Annotated in this window: 13 protein-coding genes and 1 pseudogene; 11 read left to right on the top strand and 3 right to left on the bottom strand. The window is 68.3% G+C overall.

The window, feature by feature from the left end:
* A pseudogene (locus AB0I18_RS28665) lies at positions 1-91 on the bottom strand (GntR family transcriptional regulator); the annotation flags it as partial.
* 281 nt (positions 92-372) lie between these two features.
* Here AB0I18_RS28665 and AB0I18_RS28660 point away from each other — a divergent pair.
* The 11 genes from AB0I18_RS28660 to AB0I18_RS28610 all read left to right on the top strand — a co-directional run bounded on the left by AB0I18_RS28660 (position 373) and on the right by AB0I18_RS28610 (position 16211).
* On the top strand, positions 373-1650 hold the full coding sequence (locus tag AB0I18_RS28660; RefSeq protein ID WP_363108478.1) for an extracellular solute-binding protein: 1278 nt from the start codon (positions 373-375) through the stop codon (positions 1648-1650).
* Between the two features lie 4 nt (positions 1651-1654).
* The gene (locus tag AB0I18_RS28655) at positions 1655-2638 is read left to right on the top strand and encodes a sugar ABC transporter permease (protein ID WP_363108477.1); all 984 of its coding nucleotides are present in this window, start codon (positions 1655-1657) and stop codon (positions 2636-2638) included.
* Positions 2639-2645: 7 nt separating this feature from the next.
* Positions 2646-3563, top strand: a complete 918-nt coding sequence (locus AB0I18_RS28650) for a carbohydrate ABC transporter permease (protein ID WP_363108476.1) — start codon at positions 2646-2648, stop codon at positions 3561-3563.
* Positions 3564-3650: 87 nt separating this feature from the next.
* Complete coding sequence (locus AB0I18_RS28645; RefSeq protein ID WP_363108475.1) at positions 3651-5243, top strand: glycoside hydrolase family 43 protein; 1593 nt, start codon at positions 3651-3653, stop codon at positions 5241-5243.
* A gap of 146 nt (positions 5244-5389) precedes the next feature.
* Entirely contained in the window at positions 5390-6037 is a 648-nt protein-coding gene (locus AB0I18_RS28640; RefSeq protein ID WP_363108474.1) for an FxLYD domain-containing protein, read from the top strand.
* Positions 6038-6499: 462 nt separating this feature from the next.
* Positions 6500-7849, top strand: coding sequence for an extracellular solute-binding protein (locus tag AB0I18_RS28635; RefSeq protein WP_363108473.1), 1350 nt, complete (start codon positions 6500-6502; stop codon positions 7847-7849).
* Entirely contained in the window at positions 7846-8844 is a 999-nt protein-coding gene (locus tag AB0I18_RS28630; RefSeq protein ID WP_363108472.1) for a sugar ABC transporter permease, read from the top strand. The genes AB0I18_RS28635 and AB0I18_RS28630 overlap by 4 nt, the downstream gene beginning before the upstream one ends.
* On the top strand, positions 8841-9734 hold the full coding sequence (locus tag AB0I18_RS28625) for a carbohydrate ABC transporter permease (RefSeq protein ID WP_363108471.1): 894 nt from the start codon (positions 8841-8843) through the stop codon (positions 9732-9734). The genes AB0I18_RS28630 and AB0I18_RS28625 overlap by 4 nt, the downstream gene beginning before the upstream one ends.
* Positions 9735-9796: 62 nt before the next feature.
* Entirely contained in the window at positions 9797-11578 is a 1782-nt protein-coding gene (locus tag AB0I18_RS28620) for a glycosyl hydrolase family 28 protein (RefSeq protein WP_363108470.1), read from the top strand.
* Between the two features lie 14 nt (positions 11579-11592).
* On the top strand, positions 11593-14919 hold the full coding sequence (locus AB0I18_RS28615; protein ID WP_363108469.1) for an alginate lyase family protein: 3327 nt from the start codon (positions 11593-11595) through the stop codon (positions 14917-14919).
* Positions 14920-14951: 32 nt separating this feature from the next.
* Complete coding sequence (locus tag AB0I18_RS28610; RefSeq protein WP_363108468.1) at positions 14952-16211, top strand: alginate lyase family protein; 1260 nt, start codon at positions 14952-14954, stop codon at positions 16209-16211.
* Between the two features lie 52 nt (positions 16212-16263).
* Here AB0I18_RS28610 and AB0I18_RS28605 read toward each other — a convergent pair whose 3' ends face one another.
* Together AB0I18_RS28605 and AB0I18_RS28600 are read right to left on the bottom strand one after the other, a co-directional pair.
* Complete coding sequence (locus AB0I18_RS28605) at positions 16264-17187, bottom strand: carbohydrate ABC transporter permease (protein ID WP_363108467.1); 924 nt, start codon at positions 17185-17187, stop codon at positions 16264-16266.
* Positions 17187-18071, bottom strand: a complete 885-nt coding sequence (locus tag AB0I18_RS28600; protein WP_363108466.1) for a sugar ABC transporter permease — start codon at positions 18069-18071, stop codon at positions 17187-17189. The genes AB0I18_RS28605 and AB0I18_RS28600 overlap by 1 nt, the downstream gene beginning before the upstream one ends.

Genomic DNA, 18071 nt, shown 5'->3' with positions numbered 1-18071 from the left:
GCTCGATCCAGGACTGACCGCCGCGCTGCCGGGCGACCGGCGTGTAGTACCAGCGGACACGCCGGTCGACCTGCGCGGCCAGCTCGGCGAGAGGGCGGGGGCGATCAACATGCGGCGCCGCAACTCCGTTGACGGTGGCGCCGGTTGACGTCCTGGCGGCCTCCGGGAATGCACCCGATCCCCAGCGAAAGTTTCGAATAGCGCTGCTCACGTGACGGAAACATTGACCCCGTAGCAACCGGTTCCTACATTAAGCGCGCCTCAACAAGGCGTGCGGGAGCAGGGATTCCCCAGTTTCTCCGTGCCGAAAACTATCGAAATACCGAACGCGTCGGACGACATGCGGGATGCGGAAACAGAAGGGGTGAGGGCATGAAATACCACGCCAGCCAGGGGATTCGGGTGGCGGCCGGCGCCGCGGTCCTCGCCCTCACGGTGTCGGCCTGCGGCGGAGGCTCCTCGGGCAGCGCGGACGGCAGCGTCACGCTGACCGTCACGACCCAGGTCGACTACGGCTACCGGGACCTCTACAAGGAGTACGAGAAGAGCCACCCGGGCGTAAAGATCAAGGAGGTCCTCATCGAGGACCTGCCGAAGAAGCTCGTCACCCAGCTCGCCGCCAACCGCGGAGCGAGCGACGTGGTGGGTCTCGGCGACGACACCATCGGCAAGTTCAAGCCCAGCCACCAGCGCTTTCTCAACCTCGCCGACCACGGCGTCAACAACACCGACGACCCCTGGGTGAAGTGGGCGTACGACTACGGCACGGTCGAGAACGGCAAGTACGTCCTGGGGATGCGCACCGACCTCGGCGGCCTCGGCATCTGCTACCGCACCGACCTGTTCAAGAAGGCCGGCCTGCCCACCGACCCCGCGAAGGTCGGCGCGCTCTGGCCCACCTGGGACAAGTTCACCGAGACCGGCGAGAAGTTCCGGGCCAAGGTGAAGGACGCCTCCTTCACTGCCAATACCGGCGACGTCTGGGTCGGCATGGGCAACCAGCACAAGGAGACCTTCTTCGCCGAGTCCGACGACTCGTTCATCGCGGACGAGAACACCTCGCTCGAACAGAACTTCCTCACCGCCGCGAACATGTCCGAGGAGAAGGTCAGCGGCGGATATCCGCCCTTCAGCCCGGAAATGGCGAACGCACTGAAGACCGGCAAGGCGGCAACCGCTGTCTGTCCCGCCTGGAAGCTCGACCGCACCAAGGAGGCCTCAGGACCGGACAACGCCGGCAAGTGGTCCGTGGCCGCGGCCCCGCAGGGCGGCAACTGGGGCGGCTCCTACCTCCTGGTGCCCAAGCAGTCCAAGCACCCCAAGGAAGCCGTCGAGCTCGCCCGCTGGCTGACCTCCTCCGAGGTCCAGAAGAAGCTCTTCCTCGCCAAGGGCTACCTCTCCAGTCACCCCGCGGTCTACAACGACCCCGAGGTGCAGGCGAAGAAGGACCCGTACTTCTCCGACGCCCCCACCGGCAAGATCTTCGCCGAAGCCGTCGACGGGATGGAGCCCATCTACCGCGGCACCAAGGACAGCGACGTCGCGTCCTCCTTCATGAACGCGCTGCTCCGCGTCGAACAGGGCAAGCAGAAGCCCGCGGACGCCTGGGACCAGGCGATCGACGACGCCAAGAAGGTCGCGGGGGAATGACCCGATGACGGTCACCGAGACCCGCCCCGGGCCGGAGGCTCCCATCGCCTCCGACCCGGGGCGGCACCACCGCCGCCGGGCCTGGCGCTCCCGCCTCACCCGCTTCGACCTGCGCTACACCCCGTACCTGTTCATCCTGCCGTTCTTCGTGATCTTCGGAGTCTTCGCGCTCTGGCCGCTGCTCTACACCGGCTGGATGTCGTTCCACGACTGGGCGATCATCGAAGGCGACCAGGGCTGGGCGGGCCTGAGCAACTACCGGGACCTCTTCGCCGACGAGTACTTCTGGAACGCCCTGCTCAACACCGGCCTCCTGCTGGTGCTCGGCACCGGCGGCGAACTGCTGGTGGCCCTGTGGCTCGCCGCCCTCCTCAACCGGAAGCTCGGCGGCAGCGCGGTCTGGCGGGCCGGCATCGTGCTCCCGCACATCGTGTCGGTGGTCGCCGTCAGCCTCGTCTTCGCCCAGCTCTTCGGCTTCCAGACCGGCATCTTCAACGACCTGCTCGGTTTCGTCGGCATCGACCGGATCAACTGGCAGGCGAACCGCTGGTCCGCCATCATCGCCGTCTCGACGATCATCATCTGGCGCTGGGCCGGCTACTTCGGGCTGATCTTCCTCGCCGCGATGCAGGGCGTCCCCCGCGAACTCCACGAGGCCGCGATGATCGACGGAGCCTCGCAGCGGCGCGTCTTCTGGTCGATCACCGTGCCCTCGATCCGCCCCACCATCATCTTCAGCGTCGTCATGTCGACCATCATCGGCATGCAGACCTTCGCCGAACCCCAACTCTTCGACGTCCAGGGCACGGAGGGCACGGGCGGCAGCGACCGGCAGTTCCAGACGCTGATGATGTACCTCTACGAGAAGGGCTTCCGCGAGTTCAACGCGGGGTACGCCGCCACGCTCGCCTGGGTGATGTTCCTGCTCATCGCCATCGTCTCCGGCGTCAACTACGCGCTGTCGCGGCGCATCGCCTCGAAGGACTGATGCCGTCATGGCCCTCGCCCTGCGCACCGCACCCGAATCCGGCCCGTCCCGGAAAGCCGGCCCCTCCCGGAAATCCCGCCAACGACGCCCGAGCGCCGACGAGACGGGCCGACGACCCGGCTACCTCGTCTACGCGGCCCTGGTCGGCGCCCTGGCCGCCTCCCTCTTCCCCCTCTACTACTCCTTCGTGCTGCCCACCCGCGACAACTCCGCGATCGGCGACTCGCTGCTCAGCCTCACGCCGGGCGGCAACCTGTTCCACAACATCCAGCGGGTCTACGACACCGTCGACTTCTGGCTGGCACTGCGCAACTCGATGATCATCTCGACGACGGTCACCTTCTGCTGCGTACTGCTCGCCTCGCTCGCCGGATTCGCCTTCGCCAAACTGCCGTTCCGCGGCCGCAACCTGCTGTTCGTGGCGGTCGTGATCACCGCCATGCTGCCGACCCAACTAGGCATGATCCCGCTGTACATGCTGATGGGGGACCTGGGCTGGATCGCCACGCTCCAGGCCGTCATCGTGCCGGCGCTCGTCAACGCCTTCGCCGTCTTCTGGATGCGACAGGCCTGCGACGAGTCCGTGCCGTACGAACTCGTCGAGGCCGCCCGCGTCGACGGCTGCTCCACGCTCGGCATCTTCTGGCATGTGGCACTGCCCGCGATCCGCCCGCAGGCCGCCGTGCTGGCCATGTTCACCTTCATGGCCAGCTGGAACGACTTCATGTGGCCGCTGATCGTCCTCGACCCGTCCGTGACACCGACGGTGCAGACCGCGCTGTCCTCGCTGGCCAGCGGTTACGCCCTCGACTACACGCTCATCCTGTCCGGCGCCGCCATCGGCGTACTGCCGCTGCTCGTCGTCTTCCTTCTGCTGTCCCGGCAGATCGTCGCCGGTGTGATGCAGGGCGCCGTCAAGGGCTGACCCTCGTGACCGTCAAGGGCAGACCCTCATGACCGTCACGGGCTGACCCGCCCCACGGCCCCATCGACCCCCTGTGAAAGGACCTGCATGACCGCGGGCCACATCCGCAACCCCGTGCTGCCCGGATTCCACCCGGACCCGAGCATCCTGCGCGTCGGAGCGGAGTACTTCCTCGCCACCTCCACCTTCGAATGGTTCCCGGGCGTACCCGTGCACCGCTCGACCGATCTCGCCAACTGGGAACCGGCCGGCCACATCCTGGACCGCCCCGACCTCCTCGACCTGCGCGGAGTCGCCGACTCGGCGGGCGTGTGGGCGCCCTCGCTGTCGTACCACGAGGGGCAGTTCTGGCTGGTGTACACCATCGTGCGGACCATCGGACACCCGTACAAGGACCTCGACAACTACCTGGTCACGGCTCCGTCGATCGACGGCCCGTGGTCGGAACCGGTGTTCCTGAACTCCTCGGGCTTCGACCCGTCCTTCTTCCACGACGAGGACGGCCGCAGCTGGCTGCTCAACATCCAGTGGGACCCGCGCGAAGGGAAGCCCTCCTTCGCCGGGATCGTGCTCCAGGAGTACGACGCCGGCAAACGGGCCCTGATCGGGCAGCCGCGTACGGTCCTCACGAACGAGGAGCTGATCGAGGGGCCCAACGTCTACCGGCACGGCGGCTGGTACTACCTGATGCTCGCCGAGGGCGGCACCGGCTGGAACCACGGCATCCTGATGGCCCGCTCGCGCGAGCTGACCGGACCGTACGAACTGGACCCGCACGGCTCGCTGCTGACGACCCGTGATGTTCCCGACTGGCCCCTGCAGAAGGCGGGCCACGGTGAACTGGTCGAGACGCCGGAGGGGGAGTGGTACCTCGCCCACCTGGCCTCCCGACCCGTACAGACGCCCGACGGGCCGCGCTGCGTCCTGGGCAGGGAGACCTGCCTGCAACGCGTGGCCTGGACGGACGACGGCTGGCTGCGGCTGGCCGACGGAGGGCGGCGGCCGAGCCTGGAGGTCCCGGCACCCACGGGGGTGGAGCCGGGACCGGCCGTCGCACCGGCAGTTCGGGACGACTTCAACTCGCCGTCACTGGACGGGAGTTGGAGTACCCTTCGCTCGTCCGCCAGTGCCGACTGGCTGACCCTCGGTGAACGTCCGGGACATCTGCGGCTGCGCGGGAGGCAGAGCCCGCACTCGCGGTTCGACCAGAGCCTGGTCGCCCGGCGGCTCACCTCGGTGCGGTCCGAGGTGACGACGGTCGTCGACTTCCGGCCCTCCCACTTCAGTCAACTCGCGGGCCTCATCTGCTGGTACGACACCTCCACGCACTACTACCTGCGCCTGACCCATGTCGAGGGCAGGGGACGGGTGCTGGGCGTGGTCCTCACCGACAACGGCGCCTACGGGGAACTGCCCGACAGTGAACTCACCACGGGCGACTGGCCGTTGGTGTACCTGCGGGCCCAATTCGACGGTGCGGAACTCCGGTTCTCCGCGTCGCCGGACGGGGCGGACTGGCGTCCCGTGGGCCCGGCCCTGGACGCGAGCAAGCTCTCCGACGACTACGGGGACCGGCTGCGGTTCACCGGTGCGTTCGTCGGGGTCTGCGTACAGGACCTGGGCGGCACCCGGACCTCGGCCGACTTCGACTGGTTCGAGATACGGGAACTGGGTGAATAGGCGTTCGGTGGTCAGCGGCGACGGTACGGCGCCGCTGACCACCGAGTTGCGTCCCACGTGCCCGAAGGGACACGGACCGACGACATGCCCTGCCGAAATTTCCGGCATATGGTTTATTTCGTCGATCCGTGAGAGGACAGCACCCGATGAGCGCAACGTCGCCCCGCCGGACATGGCGCACGGGCCGGTCCCGTCCGGCCGCCGTCGCACTGGCCGTGGTCGTGGCAGCGGCCGGCACGGCCACGCTGGTGTCGTGCGGCACCGACAGCGACGGCGGCGGCTCCAGCTCTCCGTTCAGCGAGCGGCCGACGGCTCCCGACACCGCCTCCTTCTCGGGTGCACCACCCTCCTCCGTGGCGTCCGCGGCCGAGTCTGCCGTCGCGTCGGCCCACGCCTCGCGATCCGCGGCGGCGGCGTCCGCCTCGGCCGCGGCGTCCTCCTTCGAGGCCTCGGTGTCGGCGGAAACGGCCCGGGCCGGCAAGGCCGCCGAGAACGCCCTCAAGGACGTGAAGGGCCAGGGCAACGCGATGTCCGACGTGGCCATGACGGGCAAACCCAGGGCACAGACCGGCGGCCTGCTCGCCGTCGTCGTCACCATCACCAACAGGACCGACACCAAGGCCTCGTACGCCGTACGCGTCGACTTCCTCGACTCCGCCGGCAAGACGGTGGAGACACGGTATGTCGGCGCCGAGGACCTCGGACCCGGCGAGAAGGCGCAGCCGCTCGCCATCAGCCGAAAGCCCGCCGAGCCGGTGCTGACCCCGAGGCTGTCCAAGGCCCAGCGGTACTGACCACCGGCAGATTTGGCGCGAGACCTTTGCCCAATTGTGTTGCGCGCTCGCAACCGGTTTCTGGGCCGGCCGTCGATATGGCTGTCTCGTCTCCCGCGGTCCGTGACGATCAGCCGCCGCGAAATCGGCGCGCCGGCGATCGTTCGGCCCGGTGAGTCGGCGGAGCGTCCTGCTGACTGGCCAATCCCGTGCAATACCAAGGTGTTTGAGCCAGAAGCGACGTCAGGGCCTGCTCATGGTTCGTCCGTCGCAGGCTCCGGGGTGACCTTCCGGGCTGCTGGTTCGTGCCTTCGAGGCTGCCCGGTCTTTTCGAAAGTTCGTCAGGACTCTTGACGCGGTTTCCGGACAGGAAGAAGCTCTGCGCAGCCACCAATGACAACCGGTTGCCATGCGAGTCGAACTTTCCGTCCCCTTCCGTCCCCTTCCGTCTCCCCACAATCCGAAGCAGGAGGTGAGCCGTTGATGGGCTCCCACCCCAGCCCTCCGTTGGGCCGCCGCCGGTTTCTCGCTCTGTCGGCGGGTGGCGCCGCGGCCGGAGCGGCAGCGCTGAGCGGCTGCGCCCTGAAGGTGGCCGGCGCCGCGACCGGCGGCGGCGAGAGCATCACGATGATGGTCAAGCTCGACGACGTCTCCGCGGAGCTGATCCAGCAGGCCCAGAAGGAACTCGGCATCAGGATCACCGTGGTGCAGGACGACATCACCCGACTGATCGCGATGCTCACCAGCGGCAACCCACCGGATCTGGTCCGCGGCATCGGCGCCCTGGACACGCCGTACATCGCCGCCCGGGGCGTGGCCGAGAATCTGGACCCGTACTTCGCCAAGTCCACGATCCTCAGGACCGACGACCTGGACCCGGCCAACGACCTGTGGCGGTACGACGGCACCACCCAGGGCAAGGGCCCCCGCTACGGCATGGCGAAGGACTTCTCCCAGGACGCGATGTTCTGGTACAACACCGCCCGTTTCGACGCGGCGGGCGTCGACTACCCGTCCGAGACCGAGCCGATCACGTACGAGGAGTGGCTGGAGAACGCCAAGCGCATGGTCCAGCGAAAGAAGGGCCAGACCACCGTCTACGGCGGCAGTTACAACGGCCTGGGCCTCGGCATCCTCTTCACGAGTCTGACGGCCGCCGCCGGGGGCAGCCTCTTCTCCGAGGACTTCAGCCGCGTCGACTTCACCACCCCCGAGGCCCGCAAGGCCCTGACCTGGTACGTGGACTACGCCAAGGCCAAGGTCGGCCCGAGCCTCATCCAGCCCAACCCCGACACCTGGGACGGCCCCACGTACGTCGCGAGCCGGATGGCCATGTCCGGCAACGGCTACTGGCTGGGCGGCATGATCAACGCCGATCCGAAGGTGGCGAAGGTGTCCCGCCTCGCCCCCGCCCCGGTCTTCGAGGGCGGCCCGCGACTCAGCTCCTGCCAGGGCGGCACGGGCATGTGGATGCCGACGAAGGCACGGAACAAGGACGCCGCCTGGCGGGTCTTCGAGTGGTTCTTCGGCGAGGGGCCGGCCAAGGCACGCGCGGAGGGCGGCTGGGGGATACCGAGCCTGAAGTCGCTCCACCCGCTGATGCCGGACAAGGAGGACTACCAGAAGCGTGTCCTCAGGGTGCAGAAGGCCGAGCTGGAGCACTTCTCGGTGACCCCCTTCACCCCCTACGCCAAGTGGGACGCGCTCGAAGCGCTCATCAACCAGGTGATCCCGGCCGCGATGAACGGCCAGATCTCCGTCGACACCCTCGCCGGACGCCTCAACTCGTCCGTCAACGAGCAGATGAAGCGCGGTAAGGAGCAGGTGGGATGACCGTCAGCGAGATCCCCTCCGTCGCGGAGCGGCCCCGGTCCGCCGCGCGCACCGGCGCCCCGCGCTCCGGCGACCGGCCCCGGACCTCCATGACCGCCCGCCGGCACCGGGCGTTCTATCTGTTCACCTCGCCCTGGATCATCGGGTTCCTGCTGCTGACCGTCGGCCCGATGCTGTACGCGCTGTGGCTGAGCTTCACCACCTTCGACGGCATCTCCCCCAACTGGAGCTACGTCGGGTTCGGCAACTACCGCGAGCTGCTTTCCGATTCGGTGACCTGGGACTCCCTGGGGCGCACCGGCCTGTTCGCCCTCACCTCGGTACCGCTGTCGATCATCGCGGGGCTCGGGCTCGCGGTCCTGGTCAACCGTCCGCTCAAGGCGCGCGGGCTGTGGCGCACCCTGCTCTATCTGCCGGCCGTCGTCCCGCCGGTCGGCGCCGGCCTCATCTTCAAGCAGCTCTTCAACCGGGACTCCGGTGCCACCAACGGCATCCTGAACTTCGTCGGCATCGACGCCATCGCCTGGCTCGACGATCCCTACGCCCGCTACGTGATCCTGATGGCCGTGCTGTGGGGCGCCGGAAACGTCATGATCATCTCGCTGGCCGGGCTCCAGGACGTACCCCGCGAACTCCATGAAGCGGCCCGGATCGACGGCGCGAGCGCCTGGCGGACCTTCCGCAGCATCACCGTGCCGCTGCTCTCGCCGGTGCTGCTCTTCCAGACCGTGACCGGGATGATCGCCTCGGTCCAGACCATCATGCCGATGCTGCTCGCCGCGGACGCCAGCCCCAAGGGCGTCACCGCGATCCCGCAGTCCAACTACATGTACATGATGCACGTGTTCGCGGAGTACTTCGCGCTCGGCCGCTACGGCTACGCCTCCGCGCTCCTGTGGGTCCTCTTCGTCCTGATCCTCATCGCGACCGGACTGATCTTCAAGTTCACGTCGGGTGTGGTGTTCTACAACGTCGACCCGGAGGCGAAGAAGTGACCGCCACGACCGTGCCCTCCAAGAGCGCAGACTCCGCGGCCCGGAGCGCCGACTCCACGGGCCGGGTGCGGGTGCGCGCGTCCCGTCTCGTCCTCTACACCGTCCTCGTCGTGATCACCGGCCTGATGCTCGGGCCCTTCGGCTGGCTGATCATCACGGGTCTGAAGACCACGCCCGAACTGGCGGCCTCCCCGGTGCACTGGCTGCCCGACCAGGTCCAGTGGCACAACTTCGCGGACGCCTTCACCGACATCGAGTTCCTGGGCTACGCCCGCAACTCGCTCATCATCGCCTTCATCTACGCCACCCTGGTCACCCTGAGCTCCGCCTGGGTCGGCTTCGGCTTCGCCCGCCTCAACGCCCCCGGCAAGAAGGTCCTGTTCGGTGTGCTGCTCGGCTCGATGATGCTGCCGCAGATGATCACGCTCTTCCCGACGTACCTCATCTTCGCGAAGCTCGGCATGGTCGACACGTACTGGCCCTGGGTGCTGTGGGGGCTGGCGGCCGCTCCGTATCTGGTCTTCCTGTTCCGGCAGTTCTTCGCCGGGATGCCGCGGGAGCTGGAGGAGGCCGCGATCATCGACGGCTGCGGCTACGCCACGATCTTCTGGCGGATCTTCCTGCCGCAGTCCTGGCCGGTCCTGTCCGCGAGCTTCGTGATCGCCTTCACCTGGACCTGGGGCGACTTCATCGCCCCCATGCTGCTCCTGTCCAGCGACCGCACCACGCTCTCCGTGGCCATCATGACCTCCTACGTCACGGAGGGCGGTATGCCCGTCAACAACCTGCTGGCCGCCGGCTCCGTCATGTACGTCGTCCCCATCCTGCTGATCTTCCTCGTCGCCCAGCGAGGGTTCGTCGCCGGTATGTCCACCACCGGCCTCAAGTAGCCGTCGCACCCTCCCAGTTCACCCCCCGTCTCGCCCCTCCCCTTTTGCGAAGGAACTTCTCCATGAATGACGACCAGAGCACCGGACTGTCCCGGCGCACCCTCATCCAGGCCGCGGGTGCCACGGCCGCCGCGTACTCCCTGATCGGCGCGGCCACCGGCACGGCGAGCGCGGCGGACAGACCGGAGGCCGCCGACCGGCTGGTGGTGTACCCCACTCCGACCGGCCTGCCGCTCAACGCCAGCTTCAAGGTCAAGGCCCGTAAGCCCGGCGGTGAATGGAAGGCGGTGCCCGTCCTGCGCGCCGGCACGAAGACCATCAACGAGAAGACCGGCGCCGGCATTATCAGGAACTCCTCGGTCGCCAGTCTCGACTTCAGCGGCACGGTGGAGGTGGAGGTCACCTCGTCCAAGGGCACCATCGGGGACGCGCGGATACGCCCGCTGTCGTACGACATCGAGCACGAGGTGAGTGGCGACACCATCACCTTCAGCCTGACCGAGCCGCGCAACCTCTCCATCGAGATCGACGGCAACCTCTACGACAACCTGCAACTGCACGCCAACCCGATCGAGGCGCGGCGGCCGGCGGAGGACGACCCCGACGTCATCTACTTCGGCCCCGGCATCCACACCGTTCCGAACAACGTGGTGATGGTGCCCAGCGGCAAGACGGTGTACCTGGCCGGCGGCGCGGTGCTGAAGGCCCGGGTGGAGTTCAACAAGGTGGAGAACGCCAGGCTGCTCGGCCGGGGCATCATCTGGGACTCGGACGCGGCCACCCTGGTCGCGTTCTCCAAGAACATCGAGATCGACGGCATCCTCGTCCTCAACCCGAAGACCGGCTACTCCTGCACGATCGGGCAGTCCAAGCAGGTCACCGTCCGCAACCTGCACTCCTACAGCAACGGCCAGTGGGGCGACGGCATCGACGTGTTCAGCAGCGAGGACGTCCTCATCGAGGGCGTCTTCATGCGGAACAGCGACGACTGCATCGCCATCTACGCCCATCGCTGGGAGTACTACGGCGACTGCCGCAACATCACCGTCCGCGACTCCACCCTGTGGGCCGATGTCGCGCACCCGGTGAACATGGGCACCCACGGCAACCCGGAGAAGCCGGAGACCATCGAGAACGTCACCTTCAGCAACATCGACATCCTCCAGCACCGCGAGCCGCAGGTCCTCTACCAGGGCTGTTTCGCCATCAACCCCGGTGACAGCAACCTCATCCGCAACATCCGTATCCAGGACGTCCGGGTCGAGGACTTCACCTGGGGCCAGCTGATCAACATGCGGGTCATGGCCAACCGGTACAACACCTCGCCCGGCCGGGGTATCGAGGACGTGTACGTCCGGAACCTGAAGTACGACGGCACGCACGCCAACATGGCCGTCGTGGTCGGCTACGACGCGGACCGCCCCATCAAGAACCTCACCTTCCAGAACCTGGCGGTCAACGGCCTGGTCATCTCCGACAACATGAAGGAGAAGCCGCGCTGGTTCCTGACCCAGGACCAGGTGCCGATGTTCGTCAACGAGCACGTGAAGGACCTCCGCTTCCTGGACGCCGCCACCGCGGCCTCGACGGCGGCCCCCGAGATCACCAGCGCCGGTGAGGCCACGGCCACCGCCCGCCAGATCTTCAACCACCTCGTCACCGCGACCGCGCTGCCGACGTCGTTCGACGCCGACGGGCTGCCGGCAGGCCTGGAGGTCGACAAGAAGACGGGCCAGATCTCCGGAACCCCGCGGGTCCCCGGCGCCTACACGATCACCGTCTCGGCCACGAACACCGCGGGTACCGCGACCAAGTCCGTCAAGCTCACCGTCCAGCACCCGTGACAAGGAGCCACCCCGTGCTTCCCCTCAGCCGGCGGTCGTTCCTCGGCGCGGCGGGACTCGCGGCCGCGGCCGGAGGCGGACTGCTGTCCGTCTCCGCCGCGCCCGCCTGGGCCCAGGCCACCGAATCGACGTTCGCCTTCACGCATCCCGGCCTCCTGCACTCCCGCGAGGACCTGGACCGGATGCGGTCCGCGGTGGCGGAGAACCGCGATCCGATCGCCTCCGGGTTCGCCGCGATGGCGGCCCACGCCCGTTCCAAGTCCACCTACACCGTCCAGAACACCGGCCAGATCACCACGTGGGGCCGCGGGCCCAGCAACTTCATGAACCAGGCGGTCGCCGACTCGGCCGCCGCCTACCAGAACGCGCTGATGTGGTGCGTGACGGGGGAGCGGGCCCACGCCGACAAGGCACGCGACATCCTCAACGCCTGGTCGGCCTCCCTCACCGGCGTCACCGGTGCGGACGGTCCGCTCGGCGCCGGGCTCCAGGGCTTCAAGTTCGCCAACGCGGCCGAACTGCTGCGGCACAGCGACTACGACGGATGGGCGGACTCGGACATCGCGCGCTGCGAGGAGTCCTTCCTGCGCGTCTGGTATCCGGCAGTGTCCGGCTACATGCTGTACGCCAACGGGAACTGGGACCTGACGGCCCTGCAAACCATCCTCGCCATCGGGGTGTTCTGCGAGAACCGCACCCTGTTCGAGGACGCCCTGCGGTTCGCCGCGGCCGGCGCGGGCAACGGCAGTGTCCGCAACCGCATCGTCACCGACGCGGGCCAGGGCCAGGAGAGCGGCCGCGACCAGGGCCACGAACAGCTCGCCGTCGGCCTGCACGCCGACGCCGCCCAGGTCGCCTGGAACCAGGGTGTCGACCTGTACGGCTTCGACGGCAACCGACTGCTGGCGAACGTCGAGTACGCCGCCCGCTACAACCTCGGCGGCGACGTCCCCTTCACCCCGGACCTCGACCGCACCGGCAAGTACGTCAAGACGACCGTCTCGGAGAAGGTCCGCGGCAACCTCCCGCCGATCTACGAGATGGCGTACGCGCACTACGCGGGTGTACGCGGCCTCGACGCCCCCTACACCCGCAATGTCCTCTTCCGAGGCACCGGCGGGACCCGCGTGGTGGAGGGCAGCAACGACGATCTGCCGAGCTGGGGGACCCTGACCTACGCCGACGCGAAGGTTTCTCCCACGGCGCCCGCCGCTCCCGCCGGGCTCACAGCCGTCGGAGACAAGAACGGTGTCACTGTGTCCTGGCTGCCGTCCGCGTGGGCGAGCGGCTACACGCTGCGCCGCTCCACCAGGCCCGAGGGGCCGTACGAGCAACTCGCGTCCGGGCTCGACAAGGCCCCGTACACGGACCGCGACGTACGCGCAGGGCGGACGTACTACTACACCGTCACGGCCGTCAACGACCAAGGCAAGAGCGGTAGTTCGGGCTGGGCGGCAGGGGCCGCCGGACTTCCCGCGCCCTGGTCGACACGGGACGTCGGTGACGTACGCGTGCCGGGCTCCGCCGCCTTCGACGGCGAGCGCTTCGTGCTGGAGGCGGGCGGCACCGCGGACACCTACCGCCTGGCGCATCTGCCGCTGCGCGGCGACGGCACGGTCACCGCACGCATCGTATGGCCGCTCAGCTCGCAGTACTCCAAGGTCGGCGTCACCGTCCGCGGCTCCCTCGACGCGGCCGCCCCGCATGCCTCGATGCTGATCCAGGGACTGCCGCTGCACACCTGGAGCGGTGTCTGGACCACCCGCCCGACGGCCGGCGCGAAGACCTCCGGCACCGGCGGCACACCCGTACCGCCCTCCCAGCAGCAGGCGATCACCACCGGTGCGTCCTTCCCGATCTCCGACCTCGGCGTCCTGCCGGAGTCGGCGACCCCGCTCGAAGCCCCGTACGTGGAGGGCGCGGGAGACGGCTACCGGCTGCGGGCGCCGTACTGGGTGCGGGTGGCCCGGAAGGGCAGGCGCTGCACCGGATCCATCTCACCGGACGGCGTCCGCTGGACCGAAGTCGGCTCCACCGAGGTCGAGTTGGGGCGAACCGCGTACGCGGGGCTCGTCCTCACCTCCTGCCTGGGCGTCGACGAGGAGTACGCCGAGACCGGCACCGGAGCCTTCGACAACGTCAGCGTGACATCGGCCGGCGGCCCGGTCTGGTCCGTGCCCCGCCCCGTCCGCACCGCCACCGACCTGAAGGCCGCCACCGGAGCCGACGCCGTCGAGCTGACCTGGACCGACCCGGACCTCTCGGCCCGCTACACGGTGCTGCGGGCCACACGTGCCGACGGACCGTACGAGAGGATCGCCACCGACGTCGGCCCGGTCGGGTTCGGCACCCGGCAGCGGTACGCGGACGGGACCGGGACGCCCGGAACCACGTACCACTACGCCGTCGCGAAGACGAACACCCGTGGACACGGCCCGAGTTCGGCGCCGGACAGCGCCGTCATGCCGCGCCCTTCCACGCCGGAGCCGCTCTCCGCGACCGCCGCGTTCGCCAACCGCGGTGTGCCCTTCCGCCATCTGGTCGGGGCTTCGCACGAGCCCGTACGGTTCTCCGCCCGCGGCCTGCCCAAGGGACTGAGTGTCGACCGCCGGTCGGGGCTGATCTCCGGAATCCCGGACGAGACAGGCGAGTTCAGCGTCACGACCACCGCGGGCAACGCGGCCGGAGACGCGAGCGGCACCCTCACCCTCACGGTCGGTACGCCCCCGCCCGCGCCCTGGACGTACGGCGATCTCGGCGACGTGGTCGTGGACGAGCGCGACCTGGGAACGTACGGCGTGGTCTCCGTGCGCACCCCCGGCATCACGAGTACCGACGGGGACACCTTCGTCGTGCGGGGTGCGGGGACCGACCTGAGCGTCAACAACCAGGGAATGACCGGCCAGTTCATGCGCCGCCCGGTGACCGGCGACTGCGAGATCACCGCCCGGCTCCTCTCCCGCGCGGGGGCGACCGCCGACCGGGTGGGCCTGCTCATGGCCAAGTCCCCGTCACCGTTCGACCAGGCGGCCGGGGCGATCGTCACCGGCGGAACCACCGCGCAGCTCATGCTGCGCAAGACGGTGGCGGGACGCTCCGACTTCACCACCACCGGCACCGGCTCCGTCCAACTCCCTTGTCTGCTGCGGCTGAAGCGCACCGGGACTGCCTTCGCCGCAGCCGTCTCCACCGATGATGGCGTCAGCTGGACCCCCCTCGCCGCGGGAGAGATCCCCGGCTTCGGCGACGCCCCCTATTACGTGGGTCTCGTGGTGTGCTCGCGCGCACCCCTGGCCCGCTGCACCACGCAGTTCAGCGAGGTGAGCATCACCCCCACCTAGATCCATCCTTCATGGATTGGAGATGCACAGCTATGAGCCGCAAGAGCCGCACATCCCCCCACAACACACCGGAGAACCCAACCGAGTTGAGCCGCCGCGGTCTGCTGAGGACCGCCGGCGGTCTCACCGCCGCGCTGGCCGTCGGAGCCTCGGCCACCGCCCTCACCGGCGGCACGGCCGGGGCCGCCCCGGCGACCTTCACCCACCCCGGCATGGTGCACGCCTACGGCGAACTCAACCGGGCCAAAGTACGGGTCGCCGCGGGCGACGACCCGTGGCTGGCCGGCTGGAACCGGCTGACCGCCAACTCCCACTCCGCCGCCACCTGGACGCCCCGCCCGCAGGCCACCGTCGTCCGTGGCGGCACCGGCGAGAACTACGGCCTCCTCTACAACGACATCCACGCCGCCTACCAGAACGCCCTGCGCTGGAAGATCGCCGGTACGACGGCCAACGGCGACGCGGCGGTACGGATCCTCAACGCCTGGTCGGCGACCCTGACCACCGTCACGGGCAACGCCGACCGCTTCCTGGCCGCCGGGATCTACGGCTACCAGTTCGCGAACGCCGCCGAACTCATGCGCGGCTACAGCGGGTTCGACCTCGACCGGTTCAAGCGGATGATGCTCGACGTCTTCTACCCGCTCAACAACCAGTTCCTCACCAACCACAACGACGCCTGCATCACCAACTACTGGGCCAACTGGGACCTGTGCAACATGAACTCGGTCCTCGCGATCGGGATCCTGTGCGACGACGGGGCCAAGTACGACCAGGCGGTCAACTACTTCAAGAACGGCGCGGGAAACGGCGCCATCAGGAAAGCCGTGCCCTTCCTGTACGACAGCGAAGGGCTCGCCCAGTACCAGGAGTCCGGCCGCGACCAGGGCCACACCGTCATGGGCATCGGCCAGCTGGGCGCCTTCTGCGAAATGGCCTGGTCCCAGGGCGAGGACCTGTACGGCTACGACAACAACCGGTTCATGAAGGCCGCCCAGTACGTCGCCAAGTACAACCTCGGCCAGAACGTCCCCTTCACCACCTACACCTGGGGCACCGGACAGAACTGCGCCCAGCAGTCCCAGACCGTCATCTCCTCGGCGGGCCGCGGGCAGGCCAGACCGGTCTGGGACATCCTGCACTACCACTACGCCCGCCGGCGCGGGCTGTCCGTCCCGTACATCACCGCCATGGCCGAGAGCGTGCGGCCCGAGGGCGGCGGAGGTGACTACGGGCCCAACAGCGGCGGTTTCGACCAGCTCGGGTTCGGCACGCTGACGTACGCCAAGTAGGCGTCAGCGAAGGTGGGGCCGGTTTCCCCGGAGGGGGACCGGCCCCATGTCATCACTTGAGGGCTCCCAGGGTGACGCCCGACCGCCAGTAGCGGCGCATCGCGATCATCATGATCGCCATCGGCACGATGGACAGCAGCGCCCCGGTCAGGACCAGGCTGGTCAGGTCGACGCCGGACTCCAGCCGTCGGCCGGTCCAGTTGTACAGGCCCAGGTTGAGGGTCCAGTTCTCCTCGCCGCGCAGGACCGTCAGCGGCAGGAAGAACGCGTTCCAGGTGTTGACGAAGGCGAGCAGGAAGACCGTGGCACCGCCCGTGGTCATCATCCGCAGCACGATGCTGAAGAAGATCCGCAGCTCGCCGGCCCCGTCGATACGGGCCGCCTCCAGGAGTTCGAACGGGATCGTCGCCTCGGTGTACACCTTGGCCAGATACACGCTGAACGGGTTGATCAGGCACGGGATCAGCATCGCCCAGGGTGTGTCGACCAGGCCGATCTCCGAGAACAGCAGGTACAGCGGGAGCGTCAGCAGGGCGATCGGGATCAGGAACGAGCCCACCACGCACGCGAACACCACACTGCGTCCGGGGAAGTCGAAGCGGGCGAGGCCGTAGCCGGTGGCGAGGGCGAGCAGGGTGCCGCCGAGGGAGCCGACGCCCGCGTACAGGAACGAGTTGGCGGTCCAGCGCAGGAAGATGCCGTCGTCGTAGGTGAACACCTGCTGCAGGTTCTCCCACAGGTGCATGCCGGAGAACCACAGGCCGTTGCTCTGGTACAGCCCGGTCCGGTCCTTGGTGGCGGCGACGATCAGCCAGTACACCGGGAAGAGGCTGTACGCACTGGCCAGCGCCAGACCGACCAGGATGAACCGCTGGCCGCCCCGCCCGCGCGAACCGCCGTCGGGACGGGCCCGCCGCCGGACGGGAGGGACGGGGGGCCGCTCGGTGCTGTTCTTGCGGTGTTCCGTCAGCGCCATCAGTCGACCTCCTTCGAAGTCAGCCGGTAGAAGAGGAAGGAGGCCACGCCGAGGATGAGGGCGAGCAGCACCGACAGGGCCGCGGCGTAGTTGTAGTTGCCGGCGTTGAACGCCTGGTTGTAGATGATCATGATCGGGGTGAAGCTGTCATTGACCGTCTGTGGCGTGACGTTCCGGAACAACGCGGGCTCGTTGAAGATCTGCAGCATCTGGATGACCGAGAGCAGACCGGTCAGTACCAGCGCCCCGCGCACGTACGGGATCTTGATGCTCAGCGCGATGCGCGACTCGGAGGCACCGTCGAGCCGGGCCGCCTCGAACAGCTCGCGGGGCACCCCCTGGAGCGCCGAGTAGATGATCACCATGTTGTAGCCGATGCCGTGCCAGGTCAGCAGGTTGCCGATCGACGGCCAGACCATCGAGGGCGCGAAGAAGTTCCAGTCGAACCCGAAGAGCTCGCCCAGCGGCGTCAGCGGGCCCACCTCGGGGCTGTACAGGTTGATCCACACGATGGCCGCGACCACCCCGGGGATCATGTACGGAACCAGCAGCATGATGCGGAACCGGCCGGCCTGCCGTGAGGTGAGCGCGTCCAGGAACAGGGCGAGCAGCAGGCTGATGGCGAGCATCACCGGGATCTGGACACAGGCGAACAGGAACACCCGCAGGACGGAGTTCATGAACGCCGAGTCGGTGAGGCCCTGCTGGTAGTTGTCCAGACCGACGAACTTCTCCGTCGCGCCGCCGAGGCCGAGGCCCGACTGCTGCTGGAGGAAGAGGGACTGGTGGACGGCATAGCCGATCGGCACCAGATAGAGGAAGACGAAACCGAGCTGGAAGGGCACCGTGAAGGCGGCACCCTTCCAGCGCTGGGAGCGGATCAT

The sequence above is a fragment of the Streptomyces sp. NPDC050704 genome (assembly GCF_040654355.1).
GTDB lineage: Bacteria > Actinomycetota > Actinomycetes > Streptomycetales > Streptomycetaceae > Streptomyces.
This window is presented reverse-complemented; position numbering and strand designations above follow the sequence as displayed.